Genomic DNA, 15,867 nt, shown 5'->3' on the forward strand with positions numbered 1-15,867 from the left:
TTGTTCCAAACGACCTAGTATCGCGTGAATACCGAGGGCCAAGCGTAAAGGATTAATAATTCAGGCAGGTGTCGTTTTGGCAAACTCGAACGGATTGACGAAAGTCGAGCCCACCCGCATCAGCCGTGCTTCCGGATGCTTTTCCGCCATCAGCGAGCGGACGCTCTCCTCCTGGTCGCGGCGCACGTCGATCATGATCAGATATTTCCCGGCGTTAATGTCGTCGTGGTACTGGGCTATGGCGTGATTCTCCGTAGCCAAGCCGCTCAAACCGCCTACCCAGGCTCCGAAGAGCGTGATGAAGCCGAAGATCGCAACATAGACCAAGCCGCTGACGTCCGATCCGAAGGGCTCAGCGGCCATAACATACGCCGTAGCTAACAATGCAACGATGCCGCCTATCACCGCCCCGCGTTCGCCGGATCGGATAACGTCATGTTTTTGAATGAGATTTGCAGCGTGTATATGACGTCGGTAAAGGCCTGCCTCGTCTTTGCTGACGACATGAAAATGCCAGTCGGTAATGCCTGCCTGGTGCATATCGTTCGAAATCTGCTCGGTGCTGTCGAGATTACTGGTGAGATAGTACATACGCTTCATGACCGTCCTCCTGATTGCTGATTGACACAACTCGCTACATGAAGGAAACAATTCATTTCTTGATATCGGCGTCGGTTTAGCATTCGACAATCGAGCTTGTCAAGAGGTCAGCGTCGCGACGAAAGTTGCGGAATTACGGCTGAAGCAATTCGATCCAGTGACGGACCGGCACCTTGGCCCTGGACCGCAAATGAGCCCAGCAGCCTATGTTGGCGGTCGCGATGCACTCCGGCCGGCCTTGTTCGAGACCTCGGATTTTCTCGACCAAAAGCCGCCGGGAAAGCTCCGGCTGCAGCAACGAGTACGTTCCGGCCGAACCGCAGCAGAGATGGGGCTGGTCGACGGGAGTCAGCTCGAACCCCAATCCCGACAGCAGGCTTTCGACCAATCCGCTCAATTTCTGGCCGTGCTGGAGCGTGCAGGGCGAATGGAACGCGATTCGGCGTTCATTCGATCTCCTGAGCGGGGACAAGTCCTCGCCGGCCAAGACCTCGCCGATATCCTTCGCCAGCGCGGAGATGCGTTCGGCCTTCGCGGCGTACCCTGGGTCGTGCTTGAGCACGCCGGCATATTCCTTGAGCATCACCCCGCAGCCGCTGGCGGTGCTGACGATCGCCTCCGCCCCCCGTTCGATATGCGGCCACAGGGCGTCTATGTTGCGCCGCATGAACGCCGCGCCTTCCTCGTGTGCCGCCAGGTGATGGCTCAGTGCTCCGCAGCAGCCGCTGCCCTGGACGCGGATCGCGCTGATGCCGATTCTGTCCAGGACATTCGCGGCGGCGGCGTCGACGGCCGGTGCCATCACTGGTTGCACGCAACCTTTCAGGATCAGCACCCTGCGGGCATGTCTCGCGGGCGGCCACGCCGGGCTCCAAGTCTTGGGGGGGATCTTGGCACGGACCGCCGCCGGCAGCACGGGCCGAGCCAGCCTGGCAAGCCCCACGAGCAGGCCGAAGCGCTCGGGATACGGCATCAGCTTGCGCAGAGCCAGCCGCTGAACGCGTTGCAGCCAGGGACGCCGGACTTTCTCCTCGAGGATTCCCCGCCCGATATCGGCCAGCCTGCCGTACCGAACGCCGGACGGGCAGGTCGTTTCGCAAGCCCGGCAGGTCAGGCAGCGGTCCAGGTGCAATTGCGTCTTGGCCGTGACCGGCTGTCCTTCCAACATCTGTTTCAGCAGATAAATGCGGCCGCGCGGACCGTCCAGTTCATCCCCCAAAAGCTGGTAGGTCGGGCACGTGGCCGTACAGAATCCGCAATGCACGCAATTTCTGAGAATCGCGTCAGCTTCCCGACCATCGGGCGTGTCTTTGACGAAATCGGCCAGCCTGGTTTGCATCAGAGGTCCTCGTAAAGCCGTGCGGGGTTGAACAAGCCCATGGGATCGAAGGCCCGCTTCAGACTCGCATGCAAAGCTTTCAAACCGTTCGGCAATGGCTGAAACACCCGCCCGTCGCCGGATCGACCTCGAAACAAGCTCGCATGACCGGCGGCCGCTTCCGCCGCCCGGAATACGTTCTCCGACGGAGCGCCGGTCTTCAGCCAGCGCAGCGCGCCGCCCCAGTCGTAGAACCACGTACCCGGCAAATCCAGAGCCGGGGTGGCCGGTGCCAGGGATATCCGCCAAAGGTTGCCGTCGGCGCGGAAGAATTCGTGACGCTGCTCGCGCAAGTCCCGCCAGAACTCGTCCCCCTCGGCGCAAACGTCGCCGCCGAATTTTCGGTATACGGCATCGACGGCCCGGTCCGAACCCGACAACCGCGCATAGATTCGGCTGCCGTCATAGGCCAATCCGGACAGCGGCCACGGCTGGGAACACCACAGATTCATGGTGTTCAAGGCTTCTTCGATGCTCCGTTCGAAACACACGGTCAACTCGCGCTCGGGTTTGGGCGACACTTTGAGCGACGCCTCCAGGATCACGCCCAACGTGCCCATGGCGCCTACCATGAGCCTTGAAATGTCGAAACCGGCGACGTTTTTCATGACTTCGCCGCCGAACGAAAGCATTTCGCCCTTGCCGTTCAGGATCCTGCAACCCAGCATGCAATCGCGCGCTGAGCCCGCGAAAGGCCGACGGGGACCGGAAAATCCGCAGGCCAGCGTGCCTCCCAGGGTTGCGTTCTCGCCGAGATGAGGCGGTTCGAAAGGCAGCATCTGGCCGCACTCGGCCAGAACGGATTCAATGTCGGACAGCCGCGTACCGCAGCGCACGGTCAGCACCAACTCGGTCGGCTCGTAGCGCAGGACTCCGGCGTGTCCGGCCGTTCCCAGCACGCTGCCGGACGACGGTCTGCCATAAAAGGTCTTGCTCCCGCTGCCGACGATCGTGAGCGGCGTTCCGGAATCCGTCGCCTCCGCTACGGATTGACGAAGACTCTCACTGAGATCGGCGTCCATCAGAAACGTTCCAGCTCGGGATGAGCGACACGTCCGCGATGAACGTGCATCGCGCCGAATTCGGCGCACCGGTGCAGGGTCGGAACCGCTTTTCCAGGATTGAGCAGCCCGGCGGGATCGAAAGCCGCTTTGACCGAGTGGAATTGCGCCAGTTCAGCGGCCCGGAACTGAACGCACATCTGATTGATCTTTTCGATCCCGACGCCGTGTTCGCCGGTAATGGTCCCGCCGACCTCGACGCAAGCCTCCAGGATTTTTCCGCCCAGCTCTTCGACGCGCTCCAACTCTCCGGGATTGTTGGCGTCGTACAAGATGAGCGGATGCAGATTGCCGTCGCCGGCATGAAACACATTGCCGACGACCAGCCCGTATTGCGCCGAGAGTTCCGAAATCCGGCGCAATACTTCGGGCAAACGCTTGCGCGGAATCGTGCCGTCCATGCAGTAATAATCGGGAGAAATGCGCCCAGCCGCCGGAAATGCCGCCTTGCGGCCCGCCCAGAATGTCTTGCGCTCGGCCTCGCTGGTCGATTGACGGACCTCGGTCGCGCCTTCCGCCCGGAAAATTTCCCGCGCCTTGAGAAGATCGCTTTCGACCTGCTCGGCAATACCGTCGAATTCGCAGAGCACGATCGCCGCGGCGCCGGTCGGATAGCCCGCATGCACGAAGTCTTCCACCACCCGAATGGTGATGTTGTCCATCATTTCGAGGCCGGCCGGAAGCAAGCCGGCGCCGATGATGGCGGCCACCGCCCCGCCCGCCTCCTCGACGCTGTCGAAGGATGCCAAAAGCACCTGTGCGCAAGGGGGAATCGGAAGCAGCTTCACGGTAATCTCGACGATCACGCCCAATAAGCCCTCGGAACCGGTGATCAGCGCCAGCAGATCGTAACCTGGACTGTCGTACCCCGATCCGCCCAGCACAACGAGCTCGCCGTCCATGGTCACGACCCGGACCTGGAGGACGTTATGGACGGTCAATCCGTACTTGAGACAATGGACGCCGCCCGAGTTCTCCGCGACGTTACCGCCGATGGTGCAGGCGATCTGCGAGGACGGATCGGGCGCGTAGTAAAGCCCGTAAGGCGCGGCGGCTTCCGAGATGGCGAGATTGCGGACGCCCGGCTGGACTCGGGCGGTCCGGTTCGCGCGGTCGATTTCGATGATCCGGTTGAATTTGGCGAGGCTCAGCAAGACGCCGTTGGCGATAGGCAAGGCCCCGCCGGAAAGCCCGGTACCCGCACCCCGCGCGACCACGGGCACGCCGTGCTCCCGGCACAGCCGAACTACGGCTTGCACCTCTTCTATCGTTTCCGGCAAAGCGACGATCCAAGGCAGCTCCCGATAGGCGGAAAGCCCGTCGCATTCATAGGGGCGGAGATCTTCCGTATCGAACAGCAGGCGCCCTCTCTCGATATGCTCGCTCAAGAGGCAGAGAAAATGGTTCCGGTCGACGCGATGGGCAATCCGTTCGGACGGATGGACGCGATAAGTCATGAATCAGGTCGAATGCCTTCTGTAATACGAGTCGTCCTTCCGTCCGGAGAGCAAAAAGAGACGATACGACAACATACCGGCTATGAAACCGCCGAGATGCCCGAACCAGGCGACATCGGCGAAAGGCTCGTCGGATGGCAGACCGACGGTGACTTTATAAAGCTGTATCATCACCCAAATTCCCAAAAAGGCGATAGCCGGCACCTCCACGAACCAGGGCAGGAAGAACATCCAGATCACCACGCGAGCGTACGGAAACAGGAAATAATAGGCCCCCATGACACCCGCTATGGCGCCGGAAGCTCCGATCGTCGGGATATTGGAGTGGGAATTGGTGTAAATATGCACCGCTCCGGCAATCAAACCGCAGAGCAGATAAAAGGCCAGAAACCTCACGCCCCCCATGCGGTCCTCGACGTTGTCTCCGAATATCCAAAGCAACCAGAGGTTGAGAACCAGATGGAGCGCTCCGCCATGAATGAACATACTGCTCACGAACGGCGTGTAGTCGCCGGCCGGGTACCCCACCCTGGCCGCCCACTCGGGATTCGTATACCGCGCCGGCACCAGCCCATGGAAATTCAGAAAAAAGTACAAGTCTTGTTCGGACAGCGACTGGGTGTAGGCAAAAACGGCCAGATTCAGCACGATCAGCGTCCAGGTCATCCATGGCGTATACCGGGTCGGAATGGTGTCCCGATAAGGAATCATCGCTCGATCCTGATTAGCAATCCGCGCGCCTGACGCATCACCGACTCACCTTTTCCTCACTCGGGTCCGAAAATCGATCAAGGCATCGAAGGCACCGACCAAAGCAAGTCCCACGACGGCATATTGAGGCGCGAATATCAAAGCCACATACGGCGGTGCCGACCATGTCCAGTGCAAACGGCGAAAGGCGACCAGGGCGTGCACGATCGCCAATCCGGCGAAGAAATAAATCATCACGGCGACCATGAGGAGATCGGCGACCAAGATCGGGCTCACCGTACCCGACGCCCAAATTGCGCCGACGACCACCGGTAAAGCGAGCCGTGGCAGTCGAAGACGCTGAAACTCGGGACCGAATCCGCCGGGATTGTAGACCAGGGATTGCAGCCAACGGGCGCACAACAGGCTGAACATCAGGCCGATCCCGTAAAGCACGGCGATCAGACCATTCATCAGGCGCAAGGTTCCGTCCCGCTCGAACCCCTGAACGGTGGCACCGGGCACCGCGGCGACAGCCCGCCTCAGCCATGACTGCCAGAAGGCGACCACATCGCCGGTAACCAAATGCATTCCCAAGACGAACAGACCGACCGTCAGTCCCACCACAAGCAGCGCCAGCCCCTGGGACTCCGTGCGCCGCAAAACTTCCGCGCAAATCAGCAGCGGCAGCCAGATCGCAAACACGACCGGGAAATTCAATCCCGGCCTGAGCTCCATCAGAAAAAAGCCGGCCCCGACCACGACCGCGGCACCGATCGCCACGACCGCGCCTTCCAGCCAGCCTTTGCGTAATGCGACCAAACCGAGCGCCGCAGCGCTGAGCAAGGCGAACGGAAGCACCTTCAGCGACAAAACACCGAACAACCCGGCTATTGCGATCGCATGCAGCCGGCTTCGCATGATAAAGGCTGCAAAGTCACGCATCGTCGGACACCCGTTTCACGGTATCGACTGAACTACGGCCGCTCTGACCAGGTTTCTTGTTTTTTTGTATTGCCTTAGCCATAGATGTTTCATCAAAAATTATTCTTTATCCGGCCGCAGGCCATCCTGTCCTGCATCCGCACACCCATTCGGTTTTCGATTTCTGAACGAATCTTACTGATTCTCGCCTGAAAGGCGAAATTTCTTATCGTGGCCGACGACGACAACATGGCGTCCGGAGATCGGCGGCCACGAAAAACCGTGGTGCTTTGCGCCTCCCGATCGGAGTAAGATCGACAGCCGATTTCTTCCGAAAAAGGATGCGCAATGAGCGACCAAGAGGCACGTGAGCCGGGGCTGTTGCAGCCCGTGGCGGGTGGCGGTTTGCTGGACCGCAGGCTGTTTCTGAAAAAAGGACTGGCGTTCGGCGCCGGCGCCGCACTCGTCGGGCACATGCGCCAAGGTCTGGCCGAAGAACCGCCTTGGATGAAGACGCCGGGCGAACCTTTCACCAATTACGGCCGCCCCTCGCCTCACGAAAAAGAGGCCATACGCTGGATCTCGGCCAATTCCGGCGCGCCGGGCAATGGCATTTCCTGGACCCCTCTGCATAAACTCGAAGGCATCGTCACGCCCAACGGTCTTCATTTCGAACGGCACCATAATGGCGTGCCGCAGATCGATCCGCACCAACATCGCCTATTGATTCACGGGCTGGTCGAAAATCCGCTGTCTTTCGGCATCGAAGACCTGTTGCGCTACCCGATGGTCTCCCGCCTCTGCTTCGTCGAATGCGGGGGCAACAGCAATGCCGGCTGGCACGAGGAGCCCATACAGACGCCCGTCGGCTATTTTCATGGTCTGGCCTCGTGCAGCGAGTGGACCGGCGTTCCGCTCGCCGTCATCCTGGACGAGGCCGGCCTGCGGCCCGACGCCCGCTGGCTCATCGCCGAAGGCGCGGACGCCGCCGCGATGAACATCAGCATTCCGGTCGAAAAAGCCATGGATGACGCGATTCTCGCGCTTTATCAGAACGGCGAACGCTTGCGCCCGGAGAACGGTTACCCGTTGCGACTGATACTGCCGGGATGGGAAGCGGTTCTCAGCGTCAAATGGCTGCGCCGCTTGCAGGCGGCGAATCAGCCGGTGATGGCCCGCAACGAAACCGCCAAGTACACCGAATTGCTGCCTTCCGGCAAGGCGCGGCAATTCACGTTCGTCATGGATGCGAAGTCGATCATCACCTTTCCCTCGCCCGGCCAGCATCTACGAGGTCCAGGCCTTTACCAGATCAGCGGCTTGGCCTGGAGCGGCCGGGGCCGGATCAAGCGGGTCGACATCTCGGCCGACGGCGGACGCAGTTGGGCGGAAGCGGCGCTGCAGGAACCGGTTTTGCCGCAATGTTTTACCCGTTTCCGCCTGCCGTGGCGCTGGGACGGCTCTCCCCTGGTGCTCAAAAGCCGCGCCGTGGACGAAACCGGCTATGTCCAGCCGGAGCGCCGGGCGCTCATTGCAGAACGCGGGCGGCACGGTTATTTCCACTACAACGCCATCGTCAGTTGGGCGGTAGCCGCCGATGGCACTGTGAGCCATGTCTATGCGTAACGATCGTAACCGAAGCGGGCCACGGTGGTTGGCCCCGGCACTACTTTTGTTCGTCATGACTGCCGCGGTCGCCGCCGCGCCGGAAAGCCCCAAGCTGGGCCGTCCCGCGTCGCCCGGTGAGATCGCGGCTCAGGACATCAACGTCTTCCCCGACGGCGCCGGTCTTCCGCCAGGCAAAGGCACGGCTCTCGAAGGCAAAGCCATCTTCGACATGAAGTGCGTATCCTGCCACGGGCCCAAAGGCATGGGCGGAAGTGCTGGCGAACTGGCCGGAGGCGGCTCTTTGACCGGCCCTCATCCGGACAAAAACGTCGGCACTTATTGGCCTTACGCAACCACTCTGTTCGATTTCATCCGCCGCTCGATGCCCTTGGACGCACCCCGCAGTCTAAGCGAGGACCAGGTTTACGCGGTCACGGCTTACCTTTTGCATATTAACGGTATTGTCGACGAACGGGCGGAAATGAATGCGGGAACATTGCCTCGGGTCGTGATGCCGAATCGGGATGGTTTCGTGCAGGTTTGGCCCGGCGAAAAAGCGGAATAAAAACCCTCTCGGCGCTTGAGGCCAGGGCTCGCACCGAGCTTGTCGAAGAGTTTCAAGACCTGCTTGGATAGGCTGTAATTCAAAATCGCTTTCAATCAGGAATTCATTTTGTAGGATGGGTAGAGCGAAGCGAAACCCATCGATGGTGGGTTAGGCCGCGCGGCCGTAACCCACTGAGCAGTCTCGGATCGGTGGGTTACGCTCCGCTAACCCACCCTACATAATGTTCACTCGAATGCCGAACGGAATAAGCCGATCCAGCCCCTCGCATAGATGGCAATGGTCCTGTTTTTGCATGATTACCTCCTTGGTCTCGTCAGAAGAGGAAAGGACGCATGCATAACCATAGCCCTTTGTGCTGGGTCGGCGAGCAATGCCGCAAGCCGGCGGTTTATGATCTCAGAAAGCCCATGAACGTACCCGGACTCACCGGCGAACACCGTTTCTTGTGTGAGGAGCACGGGCAACGGTTGTCGAAGCGATATCGGCAAAAATATCGAATGCACAAGGCGCATCGGTAGCGCCATTCGGACCGCCGATGATGCCGAAGAATCCGGCAGAAGGATTTCCGACGAGCAGAGAAGGAGCCGCGTTATGCTGGGTCTCAATTCCGCGAACAAAATCGATGCGATCTATGCCGCTCTCGCGTTCCGCAGTTACGGTTGGTCCCCCGACGTGGCGGAGCAACTGCATCCGAAATGAGAGACTAATATGACGCCGATTCCCGACACTAGTCCTTTGTCCAAAGCGCAGCAAACATCATCTCCGAATCTACGCCCCTGGCAAGAGCGCACAGATTGGGCGACGCAACCGGATCCGTTCCAATGCTGCGCAGTGTGCCTCCGATTTTCCTGCTTTGAAGGGCGAATTGCCATGCTCAGCCTTTCACTAAAAATCTGGACACAGCAGGAGCGAAGCGGACGACTGTCGTAACGATCTGGGTCGAGCTCAAGTTGCTGGCATACCATCGCAAACTGAGATTAGATGCGACGAATGGCTGGGCCGTTGTCTTTGGGGAAATTGGCAAAAGAGTCTTAAAAGCGACCAGCCAGTCACAGAAGTGCAAGGTAGCGTTGCGCCTCACGCTCAAGGCGCCGACTGGATTGAATACATTGAGATAACTGTAGAGGTATATCTTAAGGAGCCCTGCCGGGCGATAGGCCGGTGACGGCACTGTCGATGCCATCAATCCCAATGGGCCAGGATCCAGTTCATCGATGAGACCGTCGACCACCCGAAAAGAGGAAGCTCACGATCGGCCATCGGAGATGATATTGGTTGTCGCCGAACACCCCATCCGTTGAAATGACCAAGCCGCGACCGCCGATTTCCTCCATCGTCCGGCGCGTTGATCATGGCCTCGGCTATTCGCAATCCGTGTCTACTACGACGCCGCCGTTCGGATTATCCGGGTCTGAATGAATACAGTGCGGCTTTCCAGAAGCCGAGAAGATGGCTAAAGTTCCAAGGGTTAGAAACATTCCGATTGTAGCCACAACGCTCCCTATGTCCGGAGTGACCGTCAGCTTAATCCGGACACCCGATTTGATAATCGTTTCCCAGTTGTCTTTAATCCAGCGGTCCTGACCGTGCTTTTCATCTGAAAAAGTCTGGTCTGGTTTAAGTGGACCTCCATCTATCGAGGTGCCGACATGCTGATCTTTCAAAAATGTGGCTTCGACCACATAAAAATCTCCGGCAATCGTTCCGCTGTCATGCAATTTGACGCTGAAGCTCCACAGGCCATTTTTCCAGATCAAAAATGTATATTCGAGAGAGACATCGCCCTCTTCTAGCCGGCCGGTCCATTTATGGGCTTCCGGCTTAAGGCCAGTATTTATGATATCGCTCACTGCAACTGGAAAATCCAGAAGGCACAATCGTGCAACATCCCCAAGGCTAATCAGATCGGTTTTAAAAGTCGCAGAGGTTTTGACGGTTTTCATTCTGACCTCCTTTACATCATTTCAAAATCACTTCCGTGTAACGCGCGAATTCGTATGAAAAATACTGACTTTCACCGTGTCGGAAGCGCTTAATCTATACCCATTAAAATGTGTTCCCGGATCAAACGCCAAGCGGGTAACGATTCATAAGAGTCACCCTCTTTAATCAATCCGACCTTTATCATGTCCGGTTTCAGCGAATTCCAGGTTTGTCTCACAAAATCTAAGGTTGCCACTATGTTAGCTTTCTGCTCCCAGTTGTAGCTATTCCATGGCAAGGTAAAGGAGGAAACCTCATATAGCGCGCTCTTCCCTTCCGCTGCTTCGAAGGCACGGCCGTACGCACCGTTGCATAAGATGCTCACAGTCGAGTTGTGTTTACACTGCCAAACATGCGTTAACTCGTGAAAGAAAGTAATACGAGTGTTCTGGTCAGCTATCAAGTTCTCATATCGCGAGGGACCAACCCCCACGATAAAGTCCCCGTCCATGCCGGGCATCGCAAATGCACGGCCCTCGCGACCTTCAAGGTTGGTGATCCATATGCGTTCATAGGGTAGCGAATGCCGGAACAAACTGAATGCCGCCTCGTACTCCCAATCGTGGAGGCGTCGTCGTTTGAACAGTGCGGCCGATACGGCCGCACCACCGATGAATACCGGGATGAACGAGTACGGACCGAGCAGAAAGAAGCCCCCCTCTGCAGCGAGCAGACCAGCTGAACCGATATCTCCTGGGAGTCTAATACCGGTAAGCTTGCCAAGCAGTGACGAACCATAGATCACACAGGCCGCCGGCGCGCCAATGGTCACGCATCCAATGACGAAAAGACTTTTGTCCAAGAATGTCGACTCGACCCATTCGAGCAAGTCATTGGTGTATTCCTTGTGAACCTCCAGTTGACCAATAGCAAAGTCCGCCCAATGGTCTTTAATTGTGGGATTGGAACCGGATTGCAATTCGGAGAAATCACGGCTGCCCAACGATAACGTCCCATGGACCGTGCCGTGACTGTATAGGGCAAACACCATACCATTCCCTGCCCGGAGAAATATGCCCAACCGAAACGAGTAGTTCGGCAGTCCACTATCATGCATGCGGACCTCGAGCTGATAGTTCCCGTCTCCATCGATAGTAAGATCAATATCACCACCCAGAGACTCTGGGCTTGGCGTTGTAATGCTTGCGTGAAAACTTCTCTTCGAAAGAAGCTTGCACAATTGGGAGGCGGAGACCGGCGGCGCCAAGCCAAATGTGGCGGCTAACGCTCCAAGCCCAACTGGCTTATCGACCTTCTTACGCGAAAGGACTGTACGAATGGTTTTCATATCATCCTGCTACCGGAAAGACGCTGCTGGCGATGCGAGTTTTGGCATGTACTTGCTTGGAATCCAGAAGTTAGCAAGTGACAATGATCATCCGCTTGGCTTGCTTAGCCCAAGAACCTAACCGGATCATCCCGCAATGCGATCAGAAGAACCCTTATATGTGCCGCAATTGAGCAGAGGAATTTAGTTCCTTTAAAGAATTCCTACTGCAAGGTAACAAGTATTGGAATCAGCCCTCTTCCGTCCTGCAACGGACGTAGCGCCTTACCGATGACCGCCCCGAAAGCTAAATGGAGGTCACTGGCCTTCATAGCATGGCCTGGCGTATTCGATGTGGTAAGTAAGTCGCCAATCTCCACTCGTCCGTAGCTAGCATCTACTTTGCAAAAAACTTTTCCGACCAGCGCGAGAGGCATTCTGACATTCTGGGACTGGCGGTTATCGAGCACTATGCCCGGCTTATAATCTCCAGCGCCGGATATAACGCCGGCGACCCGTTTGTCATATGCCTGGTGGCTTTCTCGTAACCCCCCGTCCTCATTCAGCACCATCACAGTTCCTGGTTCGGCTAAGGCATTGCTAATGACATCAAAATACTCGGCACAGTCTGCATTCGTTAAAACAACATCTCCATCTACAATAATCTTCCGCGCTACATGTACATCACCCTCAACATGTACATTGCCCTCAAAAAAACCAGCGTGTCCTGAAGTGCCGACTTTTTTGCCATAAATCGCTGCGCCTAAACCTTCCTTGTTGAGATTAAACGCAGCAACTGCTGCGACTCTAAGTGAATTGGTCTCCGCGTGGATACCTTCTCCCGTTTCGCTTTTGGCACGCACGCCGACCCCGGATGTACTGTCACCAATTACACCTTCATCATTCGTGCTAGTACCGACCACCCCGGGGCCATCATTCCCAATCCCAACGACACCTGGTCCACACTTCTCAGCAGAGCCGATGAACCCAGGTTTGCAAGCTTTCGCATTAAATGTGATGTGAGCCGGAATCTTGGTGAAAATTTTGCTGAGGTCGTATGGCATGAGAAATCTTCCTTATTAACTGCAGTATTAGAACTGAGAAACGATCATTAATTGAGTGAAAATATCAGTGGAGACAAAACGACCGATTACTGTTGGCATTCGAATGCTCGTCTTCTTGCAGTGTTATTTTTATTTCTCGATGGCGTAGGCGTTTTCGTACCGTGCCAGTCTTTTGTACAGAACATATCCAGTCCTTCCCTGGACCGACGTTAAGTAGCCAACGCAGACCAAATAACGTCGGGAGCCTTCCTTGCCTATTCATAGCAACATACCGTTCCAGCGCGTTGAACCAGAGCGTTCGCCAAGAGACAGACGACGATTCTCGTCATTCTTGAACAGGGCTCGCCGCTGGAGCCGAAATTAGAGCCAGGGTGATTGTGCAAGTCAGACTGTTTCATCGTCATCATTCAAACGGATGACGACAAATCCGTGAAAATCGGCCTCATTCGATTGGCTAAGCTCCGGACGCGATCGGATCTATGTTCTTTCTGTGGATAAAATTACTCGCTGGGCAGTGGGGATTTACTCGAAACCTGGATACTGCGTAGACTTGAGCTGGGTGTCACTCCGATCGACAATAACGACACAGAGACTCGCGGAGGAACAGTTTATGAAACCGGCGGCAGTGAAAGCTTAAATGGCGTGAGGGACTCGGATGATCGTTTCGGAGGCGGATTATCTTGATGTCCTTGATCTCATCCAGGAAGCGGCGCTAGAGCCTTCCGCTTGGGAGAAAGTCTTGCGCCGGCTGGCCAGTTTGACGAATTGCATCGCCGGGGGACTCACCGTGGAAAATTCCCGAACCCGCGAAGGAATGCCTCTCGTCTATTTTGGCTTTGACGACGATCATGTCGCGAAGACCTTCGCTCATTATCTGCCGATGAATCCCCTGTTCGAAATTGCACCGCGAATGCAACCAGGATTTATCGTGACGAATGGGGATGTGATGCCGGTCGACGAATTCCGGCGCACCGAGTTCTACGATGGCTGGGCGCGTCCTCAGGGACTGTGCTGTCCCGTTACCGTCGTATTGCATCGCCAGGACGACGTCTACTGTCCGCTGACCCTGGTGCGCGCAGATGGAGCCGGAGACGCCACCGATGACGAACGCACCCTGTTGGAAAGACTGGCACCGCAGCTGGTGCGCGCTCTGCGAGTCGGCATGCAGCTTGACCTAATGCGGCATCAGCGATCGGCCATGGAAGCGGTGTTGGCGCATCTGGCGATTGCGGTCCTGCTGCTGGACAAAAGCCAGCACGTTGTTTTGGCCAACGCGGCTGCCGAGGCGCTGCTAGCTTCCGACAAAACCCTGACTACAACCAAGGGCACTCTTACTGCCCGAGACTCACGCTCGAACCGGGAACTGCAGAAGGCGATCCTCGAAGTCGTGACCGGAAAATCAGATTCGGGTGCCGAGATTAGAATCGATCGTGAGCACGGGCGGCCATTGCTTGCCACTGTTCTCCCCCTCGCTGCCGAAAACCCGTTTATCAAAGCTCTGATGACCGGCGCTTGCTGCGCAGTCTTCATCAGCGACCTCGATTCCGCCCAGGCATCGCGCTCGAGGGCCTTCGCGCGCAGCTACGGATTGACGCCGGCCGAATCGCGCTTGCTGGATTCCATCTTATCCGGCCTCGGGCTTGCGCAAGCCGCCGAACAGATCGGCGTAAGCCTAGCCACCGCACGGACCCATCTGCAACGGATCTTTGATAAAACAGAAACCAGCCGGCAGGGCGAACTGATCCATCTGGTGATGAGCTCCACTCCGCCCTTGTGGCTCCACAACCAGCCACGTCGCTAAAAACGCGCCGGCCCGCCACGTCCTGCTTTTGTCATACCGAATATTCGCTCGGAGCCGAGCCAAAGAAGGTCAACGGAGAATTGCGCGAGGTATTGTGCGCCACGTTCGATATAAAGAAGCACGCGTTTCACGAGTAGCAACGTCGCGATATGCGCCAGGATGGTTAGACTTCCCAGCGCAACATAAAAGACAACAGTGTCATCGATGTCGAGCACGTTTCTGAGAAACGGGTTGGCGAAGACGAGATAAAAGCCATTGACGATCAGGAGCTCTAGGGAATGTCTTCCCAGGAAACCAAGCACGGGGGACAGCCTCGTGTTGTCAAGTAGCCTGGCAAAACCGATCACGGCCAGACTACCGATCATGGCCGTCAAAAAAAACAACGGCAGATTTCCATAGAGCCCAAAGATCATCAGTACGGCAAAATGCGCCGGCAGCTCGGGGTTCTCGCAGGAGGGTTGCCAGCTAAAAGTGCATCCCCCATTGTAACGGGCAAGCCACGCGGAGATGACAAGAAGAATGCCCGGCATCAGTGCGTTGATATTGATGGGATGTAACGCCAGATAGCGACCCATCATAAAAAATACGACCCCGGGTACCACCGCCCTGATATGGAACGCATTGGGCCACTGATAAGCCAGTGCAAAACTCATCATCAAAATAGCAACGATCGACCACCGCACCATTCCGTCATACCTGAGTATCGCGTACGACGCCAATCGTACAATTCCAAAAGCGACCAGAAACCACGGAGTAATGGTGCTGAATGACTCGGCCAGCACGATGTGATTTATCAGGTAGTCCTCAGCCATGGACATCGAGATTGCCGACGCCCCCTGCTGGATAAGGACGAAAGCAGTACCAATTACATCAACAATATAGGCCAACAGGATGAAATACACAGATCGCGAGACCACTTGCTTCCAGGATTTACCGGTAAACTGATCCGCTATCATTCCGGAAATCATGAAAAACAATGGCATGTGAAAGCTGTATATAGCCTGCCACTGCGCAAAAGCAATCTGCGAAAACCCGCCATCCATTCTTTTATGGAAGAGTACTTGCAGTATATGGCCATAAATCACAAGAATCATACCCAATCCACGCGCAATATCGATACCTCCATCTCTTCCTTGGCTTTTTGTAGAAACACACGCCATCGAACCATACCCCCTCATAACATGCTTGGCTTTTGTTTTATATGTTTTATGGATATTGCCTTATCGGCGCTTTTTCCCCTTTTTGTCCTGTTCGTCAGGGCAGGTTCACAGTAGCCAGATCCAAGAGCGTATTGAAAATCGATTGGTGATGCGACTAACGCAGCCCCCGGCCTCGCTCCCGCTGTACTAAGAGACTCGCTCGGGAGGTATCCTGCTGAAGCCGAACAGCGTCCACGGGGTGCGGTATCTCCTCAGGTCGGCGTGTGGCGACGAGTGCCAGCCCAGTGGGGTCGGACTGCGCCCCCT

General features: G+C 56.7%; 14 protein-coding genes and 1 pseudogene. 4 read left to right on the plus strand and 11 right to left on the minus strand.

Annotated features, from left to right (window positions below; all coding sequences use genetic code 11):
- Positions 1 to 60: 60 nt before the first annotated feature.
- The 6 genes from ACWJJK_RS13045 to ACWJJK_RS13070 all read right to left on the minus strand — a co-directional run bounded on the left by ACWJJK_RS13045 (position 61) and on the right by ACWJJK_RS13070 (position 6,131).
- The gene (locus tag ACWJJK_RS13045) at positions 61 to 600 is read right to left on the minus strand and encodes a hypothetical protein (RefSeq protein WP_077730127.1); all 540 of its coding nucleotides are present in this window, start codon (positions 598 to 600) and stop codon (positions 61 to 63) included.
- Between the two features lie 133 nt (positions 601 to 733).
- A complete protein-coding gene (gene glcF / locus ACWJJK_RS13050; RefSeq protein ID WP_156881008.1) occupies positions 734 to 1,939 on the minus strand; it encodes a glycolate oxidase subunit GlcF in 1,206 nt (401 codons plus the stop codon).
- Positions 1,939 to 3,000 carry a glycolate oxidase subunit GlcE gene (gene glcE / locus ACWJJK_RS13055; RefSeq protein ID WP_156881009.1) on the minus strand — a complete coding sequence of 354 codons (1,062 nt, stop codon included), beginning with the start codon at positions 2,998 to 3,000 and terminating at the stop codon, positions 1,939 to 1,941. The genes glcF and glcE overlap by 1 nt, the downstream gene beginning before the upstream one ends.
- Positions 3,000 to 4,496: an FAD-linked oxidase C-terminal domain-containing protein gene (locus ACWJJK_RS13060; protein ID WP_156881010.1), complete on the minus strand. Its 1,497-nt coding sequence runs from the start codon at positions 4,494 to 4,496 to the stop codon at positions 3,000 to 3,002. Before ACWJJK_RS13060 ends, glcE begins: the two co-directional genes overlap by 1 nt.
- Before the next feature lie 3 nt (positions 4,497 to 4,499).
- Positions 4,500 to 5,207, minus strand: coding sequence for a rhomboid family intramembrane serine protease (locus ACWJJK_RS13065; protein WP_077730123.1), 708 nt, complete (start codon positions 5,205 to 5,207; stop codon positions 4,500 to 4,502).
- A 45-nt stretch (positions 5,208 to 5,252) separates the two neighbouring features.
- Positions 5,253 to 6,131 carry a hypothetical protein gene (locus ACWJJK_RS13070; RefSeq protein ID WP_156881011.1) on the minus strand — a complete coding sequence of 293 codons (879 nt, stop codon included), beginning with the start codon at positions 6,129 to 6,131 and terminating at the stop codon, positions 5,253 to 5,255.
- Positions 6,132 to 6,458: 327 nt separating this feature from the next.
- Here ACWJJK_RS13070 and soxC point away from each other — a divergent pair, with 327 nt between their 5' ends.
- The 3 genes from soxC to ACWJJK_RS13085 all read left to right on the plus strand — a co-directional run bounded on the left by soxC (position 6,459) and on the right by ACWJJK_RS13085 (position 8,804).
- Positions 6,459 to 7,736: a sulfite dehydrogenase gene (gene soxC / locus ACWJJK_RS13075; protein ID WP_156881012.1), complete on the plus strand. Its 1,278-nt coding sequence runs from the start codon at positions 6,459 to 6,461 to the stop codon at positions 7,734 to 7,736.
- 55 nt (positions 7,737 to 7,791) lie between these two features.
- Positions 7,792 to 8,283: a c-type cytochrome gene (locus tag ACWJJK_RS13080; protein WP_454128154.1), complete on the plus strand. Its 492-nt coding sequence runs from the start codon at positions 7,792 to 7,794 to the stop codon at positions 8,281 to 8,283.
- Between the two features lie 335 nt (positions 8,284 to 8,618).
- Complete coding sequence (locus tag ACWJJK_RS13085) at positions 8,619 to 8,804, plus strand: hypothetical protein (RefSeq protein WP_077730119.1); 186 nt, start codon at positions 8,619 to 8,621, stop codon at positions 8,802 to 8,804.
- A gap of 462 nt (positions 8,805 to 9,266) precedes the next feature.
- On the opposite strand, the pseudogene ACWJJK_RS13090 reads toward ACWJJK_RS13085, so the two are convergent.
- The 4 genes and pseudogenes from ACWJJK_RS13090 to ACWJJK_RS13105 all read right to left on the minus strand — a co-directional run.
- Positions 9,267 to 9,520: pseudogene (locus ACWJJK_RS13090) on the minus strand (transposase); the annotation flags it as partial.
- Between the two features lie 127 nt (positions 9,521 to 9,647).
- Positions 9,648 to 10,229, minus strand: coding sequence for a hypothetical protein (locus ACWJJK_RS13095; RefSeq protein WP_156881014.1), 582 nt, complete (start codon positions 10,227 to 10,229; stop codon positions 9,648 to 9,650).
- 89 nt (positions 10,230 to 10,318) lie between these two features.
- Complete coding sequence (locus ACWJJK_RS13100; RefSeq protein ID WP_156881015.1) at positions 10,319 to 11,557, minus strand: hypothetical protein; 1,239 nt, start codon at positions 11,555 to 11,557, stop codon at positions 10,319 to 10,321.
- A 203-nt stretch (positions 11,558 to 11,760) separates the two neighbouring features.
- Positions 11,761 to 12,600, minus strand: coding sequence for a hypothetical protein (locus ACWJJK_RS13105; RefSeq protein WP_156881016.1), 840 nt, complete (start codon positions 12,598 to 12,600; stop codon positions 11,761 to 11,763).
- A gap of 655 nt (positions 12,601 to 13,255) precedes the next feature.
- Between ACWJJK_RS13105 and ACWJJK_RS13110 the strand changes: the two genes are divergently transcribed.
- A complete protein-coding gene (locus ACWJJK_RS13110) occupies positions 13,256 to 14,401 on the plus strand; it encodes a helix-turn-helix transcriptional regulator (protein WP_156881017.1) in 1,146 nt (381 codons plus the stop codon).
- Here the strand turns inward: ACWJJK_RS13110 and ACWJJK_RS13115 are convergent.
- Complete coding sequence (locus tag ACWJJK_RS13115; RefSeq protein WP_156881018.1) at positions 14,398 to 15,579, minus strand: acyltransferase family protein; 1,182 nt, start codon at positions 15,577 to 15,579, stop codon at positions 14,398 to 14,400. The two genes, ACWJJK_RS13110 and ACWJJK_RS13115, sit on opposite strands and share 4 nt — an antisense overlap.
- Positions 15,580 to 15,867 lie beyond the last annotated feature (288 nt).

The organism is Methylocaldum gracile (assembly GCF_053646815.1).

Excerpts from the sequence above, each read along its gene's own strand:
- ACWJJK_RS13045 (WP_077730127.1), bottom strand. The coding sequence starts at position 600 with ATGAAGCGTATGTACTATCTCACCAGTAATCTCGACAGCACCGAGCAG.
- glcF (WP_156881008.1), bottom strand. The coding sequence starts at position 1,939 with ATGCAAACCAGGCTGGCCGATTTCGTCAAAGACACGCCCGATGGTCGG.
- glcE (WP_156881009.1), bottom strand. The coding sequence starts at position 3,000 with ATGGACGCCGATCTCAGTGAGAGTCTTCGTCAATCCGTAGCGGAGGCG.
- ACWJJK_RS13060 (WP_156881010.1), bottom strand. The coding sequence starts at position 4,496 with ATGACTTATCGCGTCCATCCGTCCGAACGGATTGCCCATCGCGTCGAC.
- ACWJJK_RS13065 (WP_077730123.1), bottom strand. The coding sequence starts at position 5,207 with ATGATTCCTTATCGGGACACCATTCCGACCCGGTATACGCCATGGATG.
- ACWJJK_RS13070 (WP_156881011.1), bottom strand. The coding sequence starts at position 6,131 with ATGCGTGACTTTGCAGCCTTTATCATGCGAAGCCGGCTGCATGCGATC.
- soxC (WP_156881012.1), top strand. The coding sequence starts at position 6,459 with ATGAGCGACCAAGAGGCACGTGAGCCGGGGCTGTTGCAGCCCGTGGCG.
- ACWJJK_RS13080 (WP_454128154.1), top strand. The coding sequence starts at position 7,792 with ATGACTGCCGCGGTCGCCGCCGCGCCGGAAAGCCCCAAGCTGGGCCGT.
- ACWJJK_RS13085 (WP_077730119.1), top strand. The coding sequence starts at position 8,619 with ATGCATAACCATAGCCCTTTGTGCTGGGTCGGCGAGCAATGCCGCAAG.
- ACWJJK_RS13095 (WP_156881014.1), bottom strand. The coding sequence starts at position 10,229 with ATGAAAACCGTCAAAACCTCTGCGACTTTTAAAACCGATCTGATTAGC.
- ACWJJK_RS13100 (WP_156881015.1), bottom strand. The coding sequence starts at position 11,557 with ATGAAAACCATTCGTACAGTCCTTTCGCGTAAGAAGGTCGATAAGCCA.
- ACWJJK_RS13105 (WP_156881016.1), bottom strand. The coding sequence starts at position 12,600 with ATGCCATACGACCTCAGCAAAATTTTCACCAAGATTCCGGCTCACATC.
- ACWJJK_RS13110 (WP_156881017.1), top strand. The coding sequence starts at position 13,256 with ATGATCGTTTCGGAGGCGGATTATCTTGATGTCCTTGATCTCATCCAG.
- ACWJJK_RS13115 (WP_156881018.1), bottom strand. The coding sequence starts at position 15,579 with ATGAGGGGGTATGGTTCGATGGCGTGTGTTTCTACAAAAAGCCAAGGA.